The organism is Flavobacterium sp. CG_9.1, from assembly GCF_015751645.1.
Taxonomy (GTDB): Bacteria; Bacteroidota; Bacteroidia; order Flavobacteriales; family Flavobacteriaceae; genus Flavobacterium; species Flavobacterium xanthum.
In genome coordinates, this window is record NZ_JADOVC010000013.1 from 48,690 (window position 1) to 68,843 (window position 20,154).

General features: G+C 29.9%; 16 protein-coding genes. 14 read left to right on the plus strand and 2 right to left on the minus strand.

Features of this window, described 5'->3' with window-relative positions:
- Positions 1 to 26 precede the first annotated feature (26 nt).
- Together IWX83_RS08790 and IWX83_RS08795 are read right to left on the minus strand one after the other, a co-directional pair.
- Positions 27 to 422 (minus strand): response regulator, encoded by a 396-nt coding sequence (locus IWX83_RS08790; protein ID WP_073354128.1) that lies wholly within the window; start codon positions 420 to 422, stop codon positions 27 to 29.
- Positions 419 to 3,262 carry a PAS domain S-box protein gene (locus IWX83_RS08795; RefSeq protein ID WP_196829081.1) on the minus strand — a complete coding sequence of 948 codons (2,844 nt, stop codon included), beginning with the start codon at positions 3,260 to 3,262 and terminating at the stop codon, positions 419 to 421. The genes IWX83_RS08790 and IWX83_RS08795 overlap by 4 nt, the downstream gene beginning before the upstream one ends.
- Positions 3,263 to 3,629: 367 nt before the next feature.
- On the opposite strand from IWX83_RS08795, the gene IWX83_RS08800 reads away from it, so the two are divergent.
- The 14 genes from IWX83_RS08800 (at position 3,630) to IWX83_RS08865 (ending at position 19,922) form a co-directional block, all read left to right on the plus strand.
- Positions 3,630 to 3,782 (plus strand): hypothetical protein, encoded by a 153-nt coding sequence (locus tag IWX83_RS08800; RefSeq protein WP_139255648.1) that lies wholly within the window; start codon positions 3,630 to 3,632, stop codon positions 3,780 to 3,782.
- 11 nt (positions 3,783 to 3,793) lie between these two features.
- On the plus strand, positions 3,794 to 4,036 hold the full coding sequence (locus IWX83_RS08805) for a hypothetical protein (RefSeq protein WP_196829083.1): 243 nt from the start codon (positions 3,794 to 3,796) through the stop codon (positions 4,034 to 4,036).
- Positions 4,037 to 4,043: 7 nt separating this feature from the next.
- Positions 4,044 to 4,433, plus strand: coding sequence for a YchJ family protein (locus tag IWX83_RS08810; RefSeq protein ID WP_196829084.1), 390 nt, complete (start codon positions 4,044 to 4,046; stop codon positions 4,431 to 4,433).
- 133 nt (positions 4,434 to 4,566) lie between these two features.
- Positions 4,567 to 5,685 carry a VWA domain-containing protein gene (locus IWX83_RS08815; RefSeq protein ID WP_196829086.1) on the plus strand — a complete coding sequence of 373 codons (1,119 nt, stop codon included), beginning with the start codon at positions 4,567 to 4,569 and terminating at the stop codon, positions 5,683 to 5,685.
- A gap of 125 nt (positions 5,686 to 5,810) precedes the next feature.
- Positions 5,811 to 7,274 carry an AAA family ATPase gene (locus tag IWX83_RS08820; RefSeq protein WP_196829088.1) on the plus strand — a complete coding sequence of 488 codons (1,464 nt, stop codon included), beginning with the start codon at positions 5,811 to 5,813 and terminating at the stop codon, positions 7,272 to 7,274.
- Between the two features lie 719 nt (positions 7,275 to 7,993).
- Complete coding sequence (locus IWX83_RS08825; RefSeq protein WP_196829090.1) at positions 7,994 to 9,274, plus strand: oligosaccharide flippase family protein; 1,281 nt, start codon at positions 7,994 to 7,996, stop codon at positions 9,272 to 9,274.
- A 3-nt stretch (positions 9,275 to 9,277) separates the two neighbouring features.
- Positions 9,278 to 10,552: an O-antigen ligase family protein gene (locus IWX83_RS08830; protein WP_073354120.1), complete on the plus strand. Its 1,275-nt coding sequence runs from the start codon at positions 9,278 to 9,280 to the stop codon at positions 10,550 to 10,552.
- A 109-nt stretch (positions 10,553 to 10,661) separates the two neighbouring features.
- On the plus strand, positions 10,662 to 11,741 hold the full coding sequence (locus tag IWX83_RS08835; RefSeq protein ID WP_196829092.1) for a glycosyltransferase family 4 protein: 1,080 nt from the start codon (positions 10,662 to 10,664) through the stop codon (positions 11,739 to 11,741).
- Between the two features lie 133 nt (positions 11,742 to 11,874).
- Positions 11,875 to 12,795, plus strand: a complete 921-nt coding sequence (locus IWX83_RS08840) for a glycosyltransferase (RefSeq protein ID WP_073354115.1) — start codon at positions 11,875 to 11,877, stop codon at positions 12,793 to 12,795.
- Positions 12,796 to 12,833: 38 nt separating this feature from the next.
- Entirely contained in the window at positions 12,834 to 13,955 is a 1,122-nt protein-coding gene (locus IWX83_RS08845; protein WP_084129625.1) for a glycosyltransferase family 1 protein, read from the plus strand.
- Positions 13,952 to 15,046, plus strand: coding sequence for a DUF1972 domain-containing protein (locus IWX83_RS08850; RefSeq protein ID WP_196829094.1), 1,095 nt, complete (start codon positions 13,952 to 13,954; stop codon positions 15,044 to 15,046). The genes IWX83_RS08845 and IWX83_RS08850 overlap by 4 nt, the downstream gene beginning before the upstream one ends.
- Before the next feature lie 549 nt (positions 15,047 to 15,595).
- Complete coding sequence (locus IWX83_RS08855) at positions 15,596 to 16,744, plus strand: glycosyltransferase family 4 protein (RefSeq protein WP_196829096.1); 1,149 nt, start codon at positions 15,596 to 15,598, stop codon at positions 16,742 to 16,744.
- Positions 16,745 to 16,790: 46 nt separating this feature from the next.
- Positions 16,791 to 17,546 carry a polysaccharide biosynthesis/export family protein gene (locus IWX83_RS08860; RefSeq protein WP_196829098.1) on the plus strand — a complete coding sequence of 252 codons (756 nt, stop codon included), beginning with the start codon at positions 16,791 to 16,793 and terminating at the stop codon, positions 17,544 to 17,546.
- A gap of 18 nt (positions 17,547 to 17,564) precedes the next feature.
- Complete coding sequence (locus tag IWX83_RS08865) at positions 17,565 to 19,922, plus strand: tyrosine-protein kinase (protein ID WP_196829100.1); 2,358 nt, start codon at positions 17,565 to 17,567, stop codon at positions 19,920 to 19,922.
- The last annotated feature ends 232 nt before the right edge of the window (positions 19,923 to 20,154 follow it).

Genomic DNA, 20,154 nt, shown 5'->3' on the forward strand with positions numbered 1-20,154 from the left:
TTATGAAGCTTCATTGCATCCTTTTATTAATCATTTGAAGCAATTAATACCAAATCATTTACAGTGATGGGTTTGGAGAGGTATCCTAAAATATTTTCATACGATTTTGATTTGTTTTTATCTTCAATGGCAATCGAGGAACTGACAATATAGACGACGATTTCTTTTTGCAATTTAGGTTTTATAAGTGCCATTGCTTCCATAAATTCCCATCCATCCATTATAGGCATATTGATATCCAATAAAATGATGTCCGGAAGATCACCATTAATTGCTGCAGCATGATGCAAGTTATCAATTACTTCTCTACCATTTTTGAAAGAGGAAATCGCCGAAAACATCGCTGACCTTTGAATTATTTTGTTTACTATAATTTGGTAAATGGCATCATCGTCAACTATCCAGATTGCTTTTTTTGTCATTGAATATAAATTTTAAAGGTAGTTCCAACATTGGGTTCGCTTTCCACAGTAATATTTCCTCCCATCGCATCAATTTGATTTTTGGTTATAAATAGTCCAATTCCTTTGGAATCAGAATTGTTCGTGAAAGTCTTGTACATACCAAAAATTTTGTCAGCGTTTCTCACAAGATCAATACCTATGCCATTATCTGAAATTTGAAGGACTTTCCTTCCGTTATCAACTGCTAAAGAAATGTTTATGCAGGGTTTACGAGAAGGATGCCTGTACCGAATTGAGTTTGAAATGATGTTATAAAGTATACTTTCCAGATAAGCTGGGTTATAATTAATGAAGGTATCCTCAGGTATATCAGATGAAATAGTTACTTCATGACTAGTGATTTGTTCAGAAAGCACACTTTTTACAGTTGTAATATAATGTGCTAAATTCAAAGATTCAGATACTAGTCCAATATTATTTCTAATATTTATGACTTCATTTAAGTGTACCATGGTTTCGTTAAGAGAACCGGAAACGGTTTTTAATAACTGTATCATTTGTTCTCTTTCTTCTTCGGATTCAGAGGATTCAATCAAAGAAACGATAGAGGCGATATTGCTGGTGTGTGATCTTAAATTATGGGAAACAATATAGGAAAAATTCAATAATCTTTTATTTTGTTCGGTGACCATAGTAAAGGATGTATTCAACTCTTTTTCCGCTTCTTTAGTTTTAGTTATGTCAATCATAATACCACGTAAACTAACTGCTTTGCCATTTTCTAAAACTACGTTTACGATGTCTCTGAGCCAAACAATAGAATGGTCTTTAGCAACCATGCGATATTCAAAATCATGGTTTAAATTTTGTTCTGTTTTCAGTTTGCAATAATTCCGAACCCTTTCTAGGTCTTCCGAGTAGATATGATCCTGCCAAAATGTAGGTTCTGCAAGCCATTCCTCAGGCGTATATCCTAATATAGTTTCTACCTTTCTGCTTATAAAATTAAACGAAAAGCTTTTAGCATCGCATTCCCAAACTATTCCGTCAATGGTATTAATTAAAGATTCTACTCTTTGTTTTGTGTCAAGGATAATTTTTTCGCTGGCAATGCGCTCTGTAATATCTTCTGTAGAAACAATGATTCGCTCCAATGATTTTTCATAACCACGGATTGTATTCCATCTTAAATTTACATCTATATTTTCACCTTTTGAATTTTGTACGATGGAATCAATAAAAACTTGTTTTTGGCCTTGCGTAATCGCTACTACTATTTCTACAAAAGCCTTTGCAAAGTCGCAATTTATTAATTTTGGATAGTTAGCGGCTATTTGCTCTTTGGTGTCAACTTGATATAGCTTTAGGCACGAATTATTAACAGCAATAATTTTAACTAAAGAAATACATTTCACCAAAACTTTAGGATGTTTATTAAAGTAGTTAGAAACTATTTCTGGTGCTTTGTTGATCAGATTTAGTTCTTGTAAATAATTTTTCACCTCAGAGAAATCTTTTTCCCATAATGGTATTGGCGAATCTTCGAATAAGCTTTTAAAGCGTATTTCACTTTTCTGAATTAGTTTTTCAGCTTCTTTTTTTAGAGTAATATCTTCAACAATAGAGATATGACTTGTCACTTTGTTATTTTTTTTCAGGAGTGGCGATACTGTAAGATTCACCCAAACAATAGCACCCTCTTTTGTAATGTAGCGTTTTTCGAGTGAATACGCTTTTATTTTTCCATTCCGTAATTTATGAAGATTAATCAGATCTTCTTCTAAATCTTCAGGATGGGTTACGGAATGAAAGGTACGATCTTTCATTTCTTTCTGTGAATAACCTAACAATTGGCAATACTGGTTGTTGATTTCAATAAAAGTTCCTGTAAAGGAATCTATATGAGCAATTCCTACCGCTGCTTGATCGAAAATAGCTCCAAATTTTATTTCAGAGTTCAACAGTTTAGTAGCCTGAATGTTTACTAATGATTGCAATTCTTTAGGTATTTTTAAAAGCGTAAATATTAAGACACCAAAAAGTCCGGCGATAATGATTCCAATGATTCCAGGAATTAAAATTTGAGAATACAGATAATTTTGATTTTTATAGATGATGTGTAACTTCCAATTACCATCTGGAATTTTTATTGAAACGTTATATTTATTTTCAAAATCACTTTTATTAGGTAAATAAAAAATTTCTTTCTGCTTTGCGTGATCATATTTTGAAAATTGAAAATAATATTTTGAATCATCTATATTATTGATACCCGATGATTTTAACAGCGTTTCTAATTTGATTATAACGGCTGAAAAACCCCAAAATTTATTGTTCTTAAAAATTGGAAACCTTCCTACAATTCCCATTCCGCCTTGCTTTAATTTTAAAGGCCCTGCAAAATACATTTTTTGAGTTGCGATTGATTTTAAAGCTTCCTCCTTAAGATAAGGATCCGTTAGAATATTTAAATTCATAGCCGCTTCATTCCCTTTCATGGGATATATGTATTTTATAATTCCTTTTGGAACTAACTGTACCGCATTAATATTAGCATTTGAGGCCATTAGTGTTTTGCCAACACTGTCAAAATTTTCAGGAATCCCGTTGCTATCGATAGTGAGTGCTAAAGTCAGTGTAGTGGTATAACAATTTTTAAGCGATTGTTCAATGTTTTGATGCACGACATGAAGAATCGTGTTCATTTCGTTCTGCTCGTCTTCTTTTATCAATTTATATTGCTGTACTACGATAAAACCGGCAATAAAACTCAAAAATAAGAACGTAATTACTCCCGTTATTTTTGGCCTTTTAAAGAACCATTTGGTCAATTTAGTGTGTTTTTTTTCAGAGTTCATATAGGGAATAATATGTTTTTGATCACTGCATCATTAAAAAACTAAATATATAAAAAAAATGTTCAGGAGGAAACTTTTTGATATTTAGTTATCTCTTTAATTTTCAATGTTTTACATCATTTTTTCTTGCAACGCCAATAATTATGATCTTTTTAATAGTTTTAGAATTCGAATTTCTTTAAAATCATCTTGAAAAATTAGGAATACACATTCTGATTTGGGGAACGAAAATTGACAATCATAGCTAATGCTATTTAAAAGAACAAATTGTCAAATTAAAAACAACTTGAATTTCAATAAATAACCCGAACTTTGCAGGACATTTTTGAATCAAATAATTGAATTCATAATTTTTTAGCGTAAGACCATGAGTAGAAATAACGAAAGAAATATTAAAAAACACAACGACAAATTGCATAAAGCACAAGATAAAGTAAAGCAAGCGGAAATTGTGCGCAAAGAAAAGTTAAAGCAAATTGTAAAGAAGTTTAATGAAAATAACGCTTCGGAGAACAACTAAAAAGACACATCATGGAAATAAATAAATTTGACCAAGTAAAAAGTGGTGTTCAAGAAATAATTGATTTTATAGCTGAAAAAAATGCCAAAGGAGCCAACAATAAATTAGTTGAAGTTAGTGAAGAGCTAGATGAATTACTCGATTTTGCCGAAGAAGATGAAGACCTGATAGAAATAAGTAGGTATCAAGTTTTGTTGAATCAATTACACCAAAGAATAGTAGGACTTAATGGCCAAGCAACAACTTCTCTTTAAAAGTAGCATGCTAAATAGCAACCAGAATACTTGTTTTTGCGGTTTGGGTAAATCCTATCAGGAATGTTGTGAACCCATTATTAATGGCATTCAAAAAGCAACAACAGCTGAATTGTTAATGCGTTCTCGTTATTCGGCCTATGTGACGCATCAAGCTGATTATTTGGTAGCAACAACCCATGTCTCCAAAAGAAGTTCCCATTCTAAATCAGAAATTCTTAATTGGGCGACCAGAAATAAATGGCTTCAATTAGAAATTATATACGTCACCGAATATACGGTGGAGTTCAAAGCCTACTTTTTGGACTCTAAACGGCAGCAGCAAATTCATCATGAACTTTCCTCTTTTAAACTTGAAAATGGAAATTGGTTTTATGTGGATGGAGAATTCATTTGATTTTTTGAGATCACGTTACAAAAAGCATTCTTGGTTCCAAAATTCTACCACATAATTCATATTAAAACGCTTTTAACTAAAAATTAATAAACGTTTGTAAAGAGTCATTTGAAAATAATGTAATTTTAACAATATGAAAAATGACAATAGAAAAGGTTTTTATTTCAAGCAATACGAAGCGCCAAATCAATCTCCGTTTGATAAACTTTTTGGGATTTTCAAGGAATTAATCACGCATACCTCTGGAGATTTTGATGAAGCAATCGATTGGTTGCGAGAATTAGACAAAGAATATAAATTGACGGATGAAAATTACACCATTGATAATTTTATCGAAGATTTAAAGAAAAAAGGATATATCCGTGATGAACTTAAAGAAGATGGAAGTTCAGGAATTGGAATTACATCAAAAACAGAGCGAGCTATTCGGCAGCAGGCTTTAGACACTATTTTTGGGAATTTAAAGCGCAGTGGCAGTGGAAATCACAAGACCAAACATGCCGGAAATGGTGACGAACATACTGGTGCATTTCGCGAATTTCATTTTGGTGATGGACTAGAGCGAATCTCATTGACAGAAAGTTTGCGAAATGCTCAAATCAATAATGGAGTCGACAGTTTTATGCTGACCGAAAATGATTTGGTTGTTGAAGAAACACAATTTAAATCTCAGATGAGCACTGTCTTGATGATTGATATTAGCCACAGTATGATCTTGTATGGTGAAGATAGAATTACACCAGCTAAAAAAGTGGCAATGGCTCTTGCTGAATTAATTACAACACGTTATCCAAAAGATACTTTAGATATATTAGTTTTTGGAAATGATGCTTGGACGATTGCTATTAAAGATTTACCTTATTTAAAAGTAGGACCATTCCACACTAATACAGTAGCAGGCTTGCAACTAGCAATGGACTTACTTCGTAGAAAACGAAATACCAATAAACAAATATTCATGATTACGGATGGGAAACCAAGTTGCGTTCGGGAAAAGGACGGTTCGTATTATATGAACAGCAATGGTCTGGATGAATATATTGTAGATAAATGCTACAGTCAAGCGCAACAAGCCCGTAAATTACACATTCCGATTACTACTTTTATGATTGCTAATGATCCTTATCTACAGCAGTTTGTCAATAAATTTACCGAAGCCAATCAAGGAAAAGCGTTCTATACTGGATTGAAAGGTTTGGGCGAAATGATTTTTGAAGATTATGAAACTAATAGAAAGAAGAGAATTAAATAAAACGGTAGAAACGACTTTAGAGCAAAAAAAATAAAGCGAACAGGATAATTAATCAAGATAATAGATAGCAAGAGCAGGAAAACAATTTTTAAAGTAGTCCCTCTTTCAATCGTTAAATTTCAAACATGAAAATAGAAAATATAAAAACATTAGGCGAATTAAAAAAATCAGGATACGAAAGCAAAAGCATAAAAGATGAATTGCGTTTGAACCTGAGAGAAAAAATCAAATCAGGAAAACCAACATTCGAAGGCGTTCATGGATTTGAAAATACGGTAATTCCAGAGTTGGAGCGCGCCATTTTATCACGTCATAACATCAATTTACTGGGACTTCGTGGTCAAGCCAAAACGAGGTTAGCACGTAAAATGATTGAATTATTAGACGAATACATTCCGTTTGTAGCGGGTTCAGAAATTAATGACGATCCTTTGAAACCAATTTCTCGTTTTGCCAAAAACTTAATTGCCGAAAAAGGGGATGAAACTCCCATTTCTTGGCTGCACAGAAGCGATCGGTTCTTCGAGAAGCTAGCTACGCCAGACGTAACCGTTGCCGATTTAATAGGAGATGTAGATCCGATAAAAGCCGCAAATCTGAAATTATCCTATTCTGATGATCGAGTGATTCACTTTGGGATGATTCCAAGAGCGAATCGCTGTATTTTTGTAATTAATGAATTACCTGATTTACAAGCAAGAATCCAAGTTGCTTTGTTTAATATTTTGCAAGAAGGTGACATTCAAATCCGTGGTTTCAAATTAAGAATGCCCTTGGACATGCAATTTGTCTTTACGGCAAATCCAGAGGATTACACCAATCGTGGAAGTATTGTAACACCATTGAAAGACAGAATTGGTTCTCAAATTTTGACACATTATCCCGATACGATAAAAATTGCGAGAACAATTACAGAGCAAGAAGCTAAATTAGATAAAGTGCAGAATGATATGGTCTATGTTCCTTCATTAGCGAGGGACTTATTGGAACAAATCAGTTTTGAGGCTCGTGAGAGTGAATACATAGACAATAAAAGTGGTGTAAGCGCCAGATTGAGCATTACTGCTTTTGAGAATTTATTAAGTACAGCGGAACGCAGAGCATTGAAATCAGGAGCGGATCTCACTACTTTACGTTTGTCTGATTTTATGGGAATCATCCCTGCGATTACTGGAAAAGTAGAATTAGTATATGAAGGAGAGCAGGAGGGTGCAGCCGTTGTAGCACAGCACTTATTAGGCGATGCAATCCATACCTTTTTTCCAGCTTATTTTCCAAAAATTGAAAAACTGGAAAAGCAAGATGAAAAAACAGCTTATACAGATATCATCGAATGGTTTTTTGCCGAAAGTGGTTTCGAATTACTAGATGATTGTTCTGATGAAGAATATGAAAGAATCTTGGGAAGTATTGTTCCTCTTGAAGTTTTAATCAAGAAATACCAACCTCAACTCGCCAAGGAAGATAAATTTTTCATGAAGGAATTTATACTTTGGGCTTTGGTTGAATACAAAAAACTAAGCAAAGATCGTTTTTCTGAAGGCTATCAGTTTAAAGATATTTACGGAAGTTATATCAGCAAATTATAAACAACCTACGGTTTTTTAACATATAAGTCATTTAAGGAATTGCTATTTTGTAGTTTCTTAAATGACTTATTTGTTTAAAATTAAAATCTTGCTTTTACAATTATACATAGTTTCTCTTCCTTTATTTTATACTTTGGGACTCTTCAAATTCCATCATATTTCCTTTAAATTTATAAATCTCCTTTTATTATTTGTTTATTAAACATATAGACCAATAAACATCTGGATTTGCTATGTTGTTGATAACATGTGTTTTGAGGTACATTTAATTATGTTTGTAGATGTTTTTAAAAAAATAAATACTTACATTTGATAGAGTGTAAAAAATGAAGCATAGTTTTTTAATTAAAAAGTTGACAGCATTTATGTGACTTTCAACTGCGAAGCCGTAAAAGAAATTTTCTATGAATTATTTTTTTAGTAAAATTATCTTTCCCCATTTAATTATTCAGCCATCTTTTCAAAGCAAAGCATAATGAATATTTCAAAAAAATTTTTAGGAATTATCTCAATTATAATTTTAGCATTCTTTTTAATTGCTATGGCTGGATTTGTAATGTTTGCTTAGATTAAGATTTAGAAGTATTTACTTTTTAATGCAGCAATGCGATAGAGTTAAACTGAAAATACCTCGATTTTGTTTTTAAATAATCATTTTATTTATTTAAAAAATTGAAACCTTAGCGTTTGTTGAATTTATAATTAACTAAAAAAAAATAATGATTGAAAAATTAAAAAGAGCGGAGAACAAAAAGTTGTTTTCTAATCTTATATCATTATCATTTTTACATGCAGTTAACTTACTATTACCATTAGTAACATTCCCCTACTTGGTAAGAACACTAGGAATAGAAATTTACGGACTTGTTATTTTTGCACAAGCATTTATTAGCTATTTTTCTGTTATAGCTGAATACGGATTTAATTTTTCCGGAACTAGAGAAATATCACTGACAAAGAATAATATCGAGGAATTAACGACAACTTACAATTCAATTATGACAGCACGTTTTGTATTAGTTATTTTGTGTTTAATTATAATGGCAGCTGTAGTTTTTAGTTTTGAAAAATTTTCAATGCATTGTGAGTTGTATTTTTTTACCTTCGGTAGTGTCATTGGAACATTTTTATTTCCAACTTGGTTTTTTCAAGGAATGGAAAAGATGAAATACATCACAATTTTATCTGTAATTTCAAAAGTTATTTTTACAATTTCGATTTTTGTATTTGTAAAATCACCAAATGATTATTTATTAGTGCCATTATTAAATTCTGGAGGATATATTTTTGTAGGGATTATTTCAATGATTTTGATAAATAAAACTTTTAATGTTCCTTTTAAAATTCAAAATTATAAAAATGTACGGAGGCATGTTCAAGAAGGGTATTATATTTTCATTTCTACAATCTCTACTAGTTTTTACACAACTACGACCACAGTTGTTTTAGGTTTGGTTACTAATACAACGATGGTTGGTTATTATGCAATTGCAGAAAAAGCTTTACGAATAATTGTAGCCATGTTTTCACCCTTTACTCAAACACTTTATCCTCATATTATTCAATTAGTCAGAAAATCATCTGAAGAAACTGTAGTTTTTTTGCAAAGAATTTTAAATTTTATAATTATCATTTCAATTTTTATATGGATAATCGGAGTCATTTTTGCCGAACCAATTTTTCATTTGTTGTTTAGTCAAAATGTAAATCATTCAATAGTAATATTTAGAATTTTATCTCCTTTAATAGTAATACTGCCTATTGCTTCAATATTATTTAATATTGTATTGTTACCTTTTAAAATGGATAAATATTTTTCTAGAATCTATATGACAGGCGCAATTTTAAATTTGCTTGTCTTGGGAATTTTACTTTTTGGATTCAAACTATCAACTACTGGGGCAGCTATATCTTTATTAATTTGTGAGTTTACTATAACAATTTATGCAGCAATAGTACTTCAAAGAAACAATATAAAAGTATTTACGTTTTATAAATAAATCATGGAAAGATTTCTAAAATCAAATAAAAATGACCCCGCTCTCTGGTATACTGCCCTGTTACTGGTTCTTTCTCAAACAGACTGGGATCAAGCTGTAGTTTTTTTGTCAATTCCTTTATTGATTCATCTTGAGCTAAATAGGTCTGTAAAAGCGTCTCGTGGGTTAAAAAATATTTTTTTTTTGAAGATGATTGTTTTTATAGGATTCTTTGTGGGGCTAGTCCGTTTGGCAGACTTTAATTTGTATTATTTTACAAGAGATATAATGTACTTTATTCAAGCTCCGCTATTTATTATTATCGGGTTTTATATGTCTAAAAAAATAATTGATTTTAGAGAGCTAATAAAAGTTATTGTAATAAGTTCACTTGTAATAACTATTTATAATTTGATAGAGTTGGTTTTAAATCCGGCATTACTTGCCCAGCTAGGTCTTGAGACAAGATATGGGTATAGCTTGTCAAATCCAACAGCATTGTTAGCATTTACAATATTGTTTTATGCAAGAATATGCAAATTCAAGTTATTTGAAAATTTTCAGGAATGGTTTATAATGGGGATTTCACTATTCTCAGTTGCGATATCATTTTCGAGAACAGATTATTTTTTATTATTGGTAATGATTTTAATTCCCTTTATTGACAAATATATTACTATTTTGAAAATCTACTGGGCAACCGTATTTGTGGTACTATTAATTATTTTTGGAGGGTTTTTCATAAAAGTTGAATCCAGCGCAATAGAAGAAGACACATTTCAATCAAAAATAAATCATTCTTTCAATGAAATCCTTGTTCAAGATTACGAAACATCATTTGAAATTAGCCAGAATTGGCGCGGTTATGAAGCTTTCTTAGGACTTACAAAATTCAGTGAAGGGAATTTTATTGAGATGTTAATAGGTCAGGGTTTCGGTACTGTTGTTTATACTCCTAATTGGATTTTTAATGGTGAAATGGATTCATTAGATGTTTTGCCTATGTTCCATAATGGTTTTATTACGGTACTACTAAAAACCGGATTACTTGGAATAATTTTTTTCTTTCTTTTTTTATTCAAACTTTTACAAGTCGCCTCAAGAGTCACTTTTCAAGAGTGCAGTAAATTAGAAAAATTAGCATCCATGCTCTTACAGGCAGCTGTATTTACGGTTATGCTTATAACTTTTGTAGTTCATGGAATTTTTACAACAACAACGCCCGTGCTACTATTGATTTTAATTGGAGCTACACTTAAAATGAAATCAGTGAAAGCAAAAATTATAAAGTTAAATTAATTTTAGCTCAAACATGAAAGAAAAACTTACAGTTGGGTACCTCACCGCAAAAAATCCAAAGGATAAAAGAAGTTGGTCCGGAACTCATTTTAAGATGTATGAATCCTTAATGAAAGAAGTTGATGAAGTTTATTTAATTGCGCCAATAAAGCATAATTTAATGATTAAATCAATGCTTTTAATAAACACTGTTATAAATCAGCTGTTTTTTTTTAAAAGATATGATAGATCCCACAGTTTGATACTAAGTAAATTTTATGCTTCTCAAATCAAAAAAAAACTTGAAAATAAAAAAATTGATGTAATTTTTGCTCCAGTAGCAGCCACAGAAATAGCTTATTTGGAATCGTCAATACCAATATGTTATTTATCGGATAGTTCTTTTGGTCAACTGAATAATTATTATGACTATTTTTCAAATATTTCCGATTTTTCTTTTAAAGAGGGTGATTTAATTGAAAAATACGCAATAAAAAAGGCCGTCACTCATGTTTATTCTTCCACTTGGGCAGCTGAATATGTAATTAATAATTATAAAGTTGATAAAAGTTCTGTTTTCACAGTGAAATTTGGGGCTAATCTAGATTTTATACCGCAACGAGCAAACTTAAACAAAGAATTCAATAGTACGATAAATTTTCTTTTTTTAGGAGTGGATTGGGAAAGAAAAGGCGGAGCAATTGTAGTAGAAACATTCCGTATTTTAACTAATAAAGGGTATGATATAACCTTAACAATATGCGGCTGTATTCCTAATTTATTGACAAATGACGATAAAATTAAAATAGTGCCTTTTCTTGATAAGAATAAAGGGGAAGAATGTGATGTTTTAGTAAATATTTTACACAATACACATCTGTTGTTTGTTCCTACCCGTGCTGATTGTACTCCTATAGTGTTCTGTGAAGCTAATGCTTTTGGGATACCGGTTATCACTACAGATACGGGCGGTGTAACCTCAATTATTGAAAATGGTATCAACGGTTTTACTTTGCCGTTGACCGCCACACCAGCTGACTATGTGGCAATTATACAATCTCTTCTGGATGATCGGGGACAGTTAAGTACGCTATCTTTAAACGCCCGCAAGAAATTTGAAAACGAATTAAATTGGGATATTTGGGGCAGGAAAATGAGAGAAATACTTCGACTGACAAAGTATTCAAGCAAAAAGAGCGAAAACACATAGGAGTTTAGCATCTAAATAATTTACATATTTTTTACTAAATGTAACTTCTGTCTATTATAACTTTTTAAGGCTAAAATTTCTGTATAACAGGCGCTTTTTAAATTAATTTAAAGTGATTTTAAAACAGTATTAAATGAAAAATACAGATCAATTAGACTCTATTTATGTTATAATATTGAATTATCAATCCTATAAGGACACGATTACATACGTCGACTGTTTACAAAAACAGGAAAAAATAGATTTAAATATCCTAATAGTTGATAATTGCTCGCCTAATAAATCATATGATATATTAAAAGATACATTCTTAGCAATAAAAAATATTGAAGTAATTCTTAGCGAAAGAAATGGAGGTTATGCCTACGGTAATAATTTTGGTTTACATTATCTAAAGAAAAAGGAGATAGATTTTATTGTAATCAGTAATAATGATATTTCGATTAACGACACATTATTATTATTTAAAATGACTAAAGAGTATAAAAAGTTAAAAAACCCGGCTTTTGTCGCTCCTATAATGCGTGATAATGGAAAGATATCAAAAATGTCAGCGTGGAAAACCCCCAGATTTATAGATGATATAAAAGGCTCACTAATCGCATTAGAATTTATTTTTCGTAATGAATACTTCTACAGAGGGAGGCAAATTTATAATACGGAACATCTTTCAGAAATTAAGCCAGTTGATTGTTTAGCGGGATCTTTTTTTATGGGTGTCAAAAAAGTGTTTTTTGATATAGGTTTATTAGACGAAAACACCTTTTTATATATGGAAGAATCTATAATAGGCATTAAAGTTAAAAGATTGGGCTTGAATAATTACCTTTTATATAACTTAAATTATGATCATTTAAGCTCGCAAACAATTTCAAGTAATTTGAGTTTTATTAACATGCATAAATATGCTTTTCAAAGTAAATTGTACTATCATAAAGAATATCTTAACTCCAATAGCTCAAGAATTTTTTTATTAAAATCGTTGTTCGAAGTATGGAAAATTGAAAGTTCTATTGTCCGTAAGATAAAATTATATTTGAGTGAAAAGAGTTAACTCGATGCATATCGTGATTTTTTTAAATTAATTTAAGTATGAAAAACTATAAAATTTTTGTTGATGCACATATTTTTGACGGTGAATTTCAAGGTACGGTAACGTATGTCAAAGAATTGTATTTAAAGGTTTTATTTCTAGACCCGAACATCACCTTATATTTTGGTGCAAATAAACTTGAAAATATTAAGGAGTATTTTGTAAATCAACCTAATGTGAAATACATTCAGTATTCATCAAGAGGAAGTTTCGAAAGAATTTTTATAGAAATACCTCAAATAATCAATAGATTAGGTTGTACACATGCTCATTTCCAATATGTTATTCCTTTTATTAAAAATAAAAACTGCAAATATATTGTTACAATACATGATATTCTTTTTAATGATTTTTCTAATGATTTTTCTTTTTTGTATCGATTGCAACGCAATATATTATTTTTTTTAAGTGCTAAAAGGAGTGATTATTTATTGACCGTCTCAGATTATTCCAAACAAAAAATTGCCAAACAATTTAACATTAAAGCAAATGAAATAATAATAACACCCAACGCTGTTTCAGATGATTATTTTCAATTTAAAACAGCCAAAGAGGTGTCAAAAAAATATATTAGTGACCGCTATGCCGTCCAAAAGTTTATACTTTATGTAAGCCGCATAGAACCGAGAAAAAATCAAAATTTATTAGTTAAAGCTTTTGCAAAGGAAAAACTGTATGAAAAAGGATTTTCTCTCGTTTTAATTGGAGACAATACATTGCATAGTGGTCTTTTTGATGACATAAATGATTTAAAAAAAGAAGTTAAAAAATCCATTTATTGGTTTAGAAAAGTTACTGATTTAGATTTGAAAAATTTTTTAAATGCAGCAGAATTTTTTGTATATCCTTCTAAAGCTGAGGGGTTTGGCATCCCTCCACTAGAAGCTGGGGCATTATCTACACCTGTTGCATGCTCTAATACTACGGCTATGGCTGATTTTGATTTTTTTAATCCCTATTTTTTTGATCCGAATAATTACGAGGAGTTTGTTAGAATAATTAATCAGATGGCACAAAATGTAAAAAATATAGATTTAAGCGCAATACAATCAACAATTAAGGGGAAGTATTCGTGGGAAGAAAGCGCAAGAATCATGCTTGAAAAAGTAATTTTAGCATGATACAAAAAAAAATAGCCATTATCGGCACTGTTGGTCTTCCTGCTAAATATGGTGGCTTTGAAACTCTTACTGAATATTTAACGAAACACTTAACTGATTCATTTGATGTGACGGTTTATTGCAGTAGTTTTTTTTATCCTAAAAAGCTTAAAAGTCACAACAATGCTCAGTTAAAATATATCCCATTAAATGCAAATGGTATGCAAAGCATTTTATACGATATAATTTCCATTTTTAATGCGTTATTTTATGCAGATGTCCTTTTGATACTGGGAGTTTCGGGCTGTGTAGTTTTACCGTTTATTAAATTGATATCTAATAAAGTTATTATTGTTAATATCGATGGGTTAGAGTGGAAACGTACAAAATGGGGGAAAGCAGCTAAAATATTTTTAAAATTTTCCGAAAGAGTAGCAGTAACTTATGCTGACAGAGTTGTTTCAGACAATAAAGTAATCCAAGATTATGTGAAATATGTTTATAATATCAATAGTGAATTAATTGCTTATGGTGCTGATCATACAAAGAAAGAAGCATTAAGTTCCGGTGTTGTATCTGAATATCCTTTCTTGGCTAAAAAATACGCATTTAAAGTTTGTAGAATTGAACCAGAAAATAACATTTATTTGATACTGCATTCCTTTTCAGAACATCCAAGTTTAGATATTGTTGTTATAGGGAATTGGAATAATAGTAACTATGGTAAAGAAATGAAATTGAAATTCAATAATTATGAAAACATCCATTTATTAGACCCTATTTATGATCAAAACATATTAAACCAGATTAGAAGTAATTGTTATTTCTATGTTCATGGCCATAGTGCAGGAGGAACTAATCCGTCATTAGTGGAAGCAATGTATCTGGAGTTGCCTATTATAACTTATGGCATAAATTATAACTTGGAAACTACAGCAAACAAAGCTAAGTACTTCAATAATAAAAATGAATTACTAAAGATTGTATCAAATATTAAGCAGGAAGAATTAAATGAGATTGCTAAAGACATGAAAAACGTTGCAAATAAAATATACACTTGGAAAGTAGTTTCAGCCGGTTATGCTAATCTATTCCTCCTAAATTCAAAATAATTTTAGATTAGTAACAAAGAATTAATTTTTTTAACAATTTATTTAAGTTGATCTCTTTTTTCTGCAAAACACCTTAAAAATTTAATTTTGAGGTGTTTTTTTTTGTGAAATAATGATTGTTAATTTATTTATAAATTACTTTTTTTATAATCAAAAATTACTTTTATACCTAGTATTTAAAATTGACCATATAATATTTAGAACTTTAATTAAAATTTAACGTGCTTTAAATCAAAATTTTAAAGAATTATACCTTTAAACGAATATTTTGGTTAATGGTAGTTAAATTTTTTTAGGACCGGTAATTATATTTAAATTTAATCTGGAAATATAACCTTATTTATAACTGCCAATAAAAAAATAATTACCTACCGTATTTTTTTATTTTATAAAATTTAAAAAAGTCTTTTTCAACTTTAATATTCTTTAATCCCCGAAAAAGAATGGTTGTAAGATTAAAGTTAGACTTGAATTATTTAGCCGTAGCTTACAGTAAGAACAACTGTTTTATTGTAAAAAAATATTTTATAATTTTAAAAAAATAAAGAAATGCTCAAAGAAATCATGTCTAATTTTACAGTATTAAGTTTACTGATAGTGATAATTTCATTTCTGTTAGTATACACTATTATACCAAAAATATATGGGATAATAAAAATTCGGAATTTAAGTGATGAACCTAATAACCGAAGTTCTCATTTTTGTTCAACACCTACTATGGCTGGTGTAGCCTTTTATATAACGATTATAATGACACTTTTTTTTATAAAAAATTTTGATGTAGAAAATATTGGTCTAAATCTAATAGCTGCGATAACAGTTGTATTTATAATAGGTTTAAAAGATGATTTGGTCGTCACCTCTCCAATAGCCAAATTAACGATGGAAACCATTGCTATCATTTTTTTGCTAGTTTCTAATTCTATGAATTTCACAACGCTGAATGGTTTTTTAGGAATACATAAATTACCTGAATTATTAGAGTATTTTGGAATTATTTTTATTTTATTAACCATTATTAATGCATTTAATTTTATTGATGGAATAGATGGTTTAGCTTCCACAATAGCAATTGTAATATTTAGTGTGTTTTCTTTAATTTTTTATGCTTGTGATTTACACTTTTACTTTTTAGTTAGTTTGAGTATCATAGCAATGCTGCTGGCCTATCTCTATTATAATTTTTCAACAAGACAAAAAATATTTATGGGAGATACAGGCTCATTGCTTATAGGATTTTTTATAGGATTTTGTACTTTGAAATTCCTATCTATGGATGCAACATTATTAAGCAATTTCACATTTAAAGCTGAAAATAAATTGATAATTATTTTTGCTATACTGTTCATGCCATTATTTGATATGTGTCGAGTAATTGGGATAAGATTGGTATCAGGTAAAAGTCCGTTTAAAGCAGATAGAAATCACATTCATCATATTTTAATTGATTCAGGACTTTCACACTTTAAAGTTGCAATGACTTTAGGATTTCTAAATTATGTAATTATTATAATTTCTCTCTGGCTTTCATCATTCCTCGATAGTTTTCAAATGTCTTTTTTTCTAATGTTTTTAAATGTTGTAATGTTACTTTTCTTTAGTTTATTAAAAGAACTGACAGTGTTTAATGTAGGTAGAATTTTTACAAGTAAATTCAATTATTTTCTTTTAAAGAAAAATGAAAAAAGTGAATTATGAATGCTAGTATCTCAGTTTAAAATAAATTATAAACAACAACAATTATATGAAAAATAAAAACATTAAATACTTATTAATAGTGTGGTTAACTGTAATTTTAACCAGCTGTGTTTCTTCTGAAAAAATGGTATATTTTCAAGGCAATCAGGATAATCTCTCTCATGAAGATTATGAGATTTATGAACCAAAAATTCAAAAAGGAGATATTTTAAGCATTAATGTTTCAGCAATTGATAAAGGAGCAGCAGTTCCTTTTAATTTATATGAATCGACTAGTACAACGGAACCCATACCCTTAACTTATATTGTGGATAATGATGGTGAAATTACTTTTCCGGTTGTTGGGATTCTTAAAGTGGAAGGAATTACCACCAAAATATTAAAACAGCAATTAACTAAGACTTTGGCAGAATATCTTGCAAAACCTATTGTAAATATTCGATTAGTAAATTTTAAAGTAGCTGTTTTAGGTGAAGTAAAAACTCCAGGCACTTATCTTATACCAAACGAGCGAATTAGTGTAATAGAAGCCATTAGTTTAGCAGGGGATCTAACTATACACGGCAAGCGAAAAACCGTAATGTTAATACGAGAACAGGGAGGGAAAAGAGCTTTTATTACACTCGATCTAACTGATAAAAAAATCTTTAATTCTCCTTATTTTTATATGGCACAAAATGATGTAATCTATGTAGAACCTAATAAAACAAAACTCAATTCATCAGCTGTTGGCGCTAATGCAGGTATTATACTTTCATCAATTTCATCATTAATTTCAATAATATTAATTCTTAATCGCTAAAACTTTAAAATCAAGATTATGCAAAATGAGAACCCATACAATTATATGTTTGAAGACGATGAAGCCGTTAATTATCGTGAAAAATTTGAAAAATATGCCTATAATTGGAAATGGTTTTTTATTGGTATAATTATTTCTGCTATAGGCGCATCTGCATATTTAAAATTTATACCTAAACAATATACTGTTACAACTACCATTTTAGTTAACGATGAAAACAGTAAAGGGTTGCCTTCAGTGCTTTCAGCTTCTGAAGATTTAGGATTGACCACTTTTGGCATAACAACTGTCGATAATGAAATTGGTATGCTAAAATCGTTTAGTTTGATGGAAAGTGTGGTGAAAAAATTAGGAACAAACATTACTTTTTATGAAAAGGGAATATTTGTAAATAGAGAACTGTACAAGAATGATGTTCCATTTAAAATCAATTTTTCATTAAAGGATTCCTTAGTGTACAGTAAAGACACTATTTTTTCAATTCAGGCTTTATCTCCCACACAATTTGTTTTAAAAAATGGTAGGGGTACTGCCAGCAAAGTATATTTGTTTGGTGAAAATGTGCAAACAGATTTTGGGAATATTACTGTAACGCCCACTGTATTAAAAAACGTAAGAAAAGATGAAGAAATAGTAGTTAAGGTGGTTCCATTAGAAAATATTGTTGAAGATTTAAGAAAAGATATTGAAGTTAAGGTACTGTATAAAAAGTCTAGCTTAATTCAATTAACTTTAAAAGCACCCATTAAGGTAAAGTCACAAGATATTTTAAATAATCTAGTGCAGCAATATAATAAGGATGTCGTTGCGGATAAAGAATTTATCGGTAAAAGAAATAATATATTTATCAATGAACGTCTGGAACTTATTAAAAATGAATTATCAAATGTAGATCAGGGAGTCGAAAATTTCAAAAAGAACAATCAATTGACCGACATTGATTCTGAATCTTCATTAATATTAGCGAGCAATGCAGAATTAGAAAAGAAAATTGTTGATTTAAATACTCAAGTAAGAGTTGCTGAATATGTTACGGATTATGTAAACAAAAACAATGAGCAAATCATACCTTCAAATTTAGGCTTGTCAGATGATGCAGTTAGCACAAATAGTGCCAGATATAATGAATTATTAATGGAACGTAACCGGATTTTAAAAAGTTCAAGCAAAAAAAATCCAGTTATTATTAATTTAGATGAGCAACTGCAGCAACTGAGAACAAGTATATCACATGGCTTACAAAATTTAAAAGCATCTCTAAATATCGCTTTAAATAATACGAAAAGGGAGGAAGACAAAGTGTTTTCAAGAATTTACTCAGCGCCAAAACAAGAACGTCAATTTAAAGAATTTCAACGTCAACAACAAATCATTGAAACATTATATTTGTTTCTATTACAAAAACGGGAAGAAAATGCTATCTCCTTGGCAGTTACTACACCTAATGCAAAGATAATTGATTTTGCTGATGGAAGCAGTAGACCTGCAAGTCCAAAATTAATTCTTGTAATTATTACAGCGCTATCTTTAGGTTTACTATTACCATTCATAGCCTTGTATATTAAATTTTTTTTCGATAATAAAGTCCAATCTATTAAAGATATTGAAAGCGTTATAAAAGCACCTATTATTGGAGAAATTCCAAAAATGGTCACAGGTAATAAAATTGGAATTCATGACAATAATAATGAGGGAATCTCTGAATCTTTCAGGATGTTGCGAACAAATATTAATTTTATGCTTTCTAAAATAAAAGGTCGGGCAAAAATAATATTTATTATGTCTACAACAGTTGGAGAAGGTAAAACCTTTACCACATTAAATCTCGCATCGGTAATTGCCCTATCTAATAAAAAAGTATTATTAATAGGTGGAGATATTAGAAAATCAAATAGGAATGAATATCTTAATCAAAATATAGGAAATGGATTGTCCGATTTTTTAATGGATAATTCTTTAAAAGTTTCGGGTGTAGTAGAACCTTCTTTAGAAGGAAACTATGATATTTTAAATTCAGGGACAGTACCTCCTAATCCATCTGAGTTACTAATGAATGGTCGTTTTGATGAAATTTTCGATTACGCTAAAGATAACTATGATTATGTTGTTGTAGATACAGCTCCTGTAAAGATGGTTACAGACGCGTTGTTGTTAAGTCACCATGCTGATTTATGCTTGTATATAATTAGATTTAATAATTTAGACAAAAGGCTTTTAGAAATTCCAAAAAAGATGTTCAATGAAAAGCGATTGCCTAATATGGCGATTCTAATTAACGGGGTTGATTTAAAAAGAGGCTACGGTTATGGACAAAGTTACGGGTATGGGAAATCTATTTCAAAAACAAACTGGTGGAAAAAAATTATAGCAGGATAATATTTTTTTTCCATTACCATCAAGGATTATAAATAGCCTTATGAAGTTACTGATGATTCTATTACAATGTTTTAGAAAATGAAATAATGCATTTATAAGTAAATTATTATATTTTATTACATTAGTTAAATTTAGTTTTTTATTATTTAAAGGTTTTACTGGTGTAAAATAATAGCTTGAATTATACCTTTTACACTTTAATAATAAAGTGTTTTTCTTTTTCTAAAGAGGA

Excerpts from the sequence above, each read along its gene's own strand:
- IWX83_RS08835 (WP_196829092.1), top strand. The coding sequence starts at position 10,662 with ATGAAAGAAGTTGATGAAGTTTATTTAATTGCGCCAATAAAGCATAAT.
- IWX83_RS08790 (WP_073354128.1), bottom strand. The coding sequence starts at position 422 with ATGACAAAAAAAGCAATCTGGATAGTTGACGATGATGCCATTTACCAA.
- IWX83_RS08845 (WP_084129625.1), top strand. The coding sequence starts at position 12,834 with ATGAAAAACTATAAAATTTTTGTTGATGCACATATTTTTGACGGTGAA.
- IWX83_RS08800 (WP_139255648.1), top strand. The coding sequence starts at position 3,630 with ATGAGTAGAAATAACGAAAGAAATATTAAAAAACACAACGACAAATTG.
- IWX83_RS08810 (WP_196829084.1), top strand. The coding sequence starts at position 4,044 with ATGCTAAATAGCAACCAGAATACTTGTTTTTGCGGTTTGGGTAAATCC.
- IWX83_RS08830 (WP_073354120.1), top strand. The coding sequence starts at position 9,278 with ATGGAAAGATTTCTAAAATCAAATAAAAATGACCCCGCTCTCTGGTAT.
- IWX83_RS08820 (WP_196829088.1), top strand. The coding sequence starts at position 5,811 with ATGAAAATAGAAAATATAAAAACATTAGGCGAATTAAAAAAATCAGGA.
- IWX83_RS08825 (WP_196829090.1), top strand. The coding sequence starts at position 7,994 with ATGATTGAAAAATTAAAAAGAGCGGAGAACAAAAAGTTGTTTTCTAAT.
- IWX83_RS08860 (WP_196829098.1), top strand. The coding sequence starts at position 16,791 with ATGAAAAATAAAAACATTAAATACTTATTAATAGTGTGGTTAACTGTA.
- IWX83_RS08815 (WP_196829086.1), top strand. The coding sequence starts at position 4,567 with ATGAAAAATGACAATAGAAAAGGTTTTTATTTCAAGCAATACGAAGCG.
- IWX83_RS08855 (WP_196829096.1), top strand. The coding sequence starts at position 15,596 with ATGCTCAAAGAAATCATGTCTAATTTTACAGTATTAAGTTTACTGATA.
- IWX83_RS08840 (WP_073354115.1), top strand. The coding sequence starts at position 11,875 with ATGAAAAATACAGATCAATTAGACTCTATTTATGTTATAATATTGAAT.
- IWX83_RS08805 (WP_196829083.1), top strand. The coding sequence starts at position 3,794 with ATGGAAATAAATAAATTTGACCAAGTAAAAAGTGGTGTTCAAGAAATA.
- IWX83_RS08850 (WP_196829094.1), top strand. The coding sequence starts at position 13,952 with ATGATACAAAAAAAAATAGCCATTATCGGCACTGTTGGTCTTCCTGCT.
- IWX83_RS08865 (WP_196829100.1), top strand. The coding sequence starts at position 17,565 with ATGCAAAATGAGAACCCATACAATTATATGTTTGAAGACGATGAAGCC.
- IWX83_RS08795 (WP_196829081.1), bottom strand. The coding sequence starts at position 3,262 with ATGAACTCTGAAAAAAAACACACTAAATTGACCAAATGGTTCTTTAAA.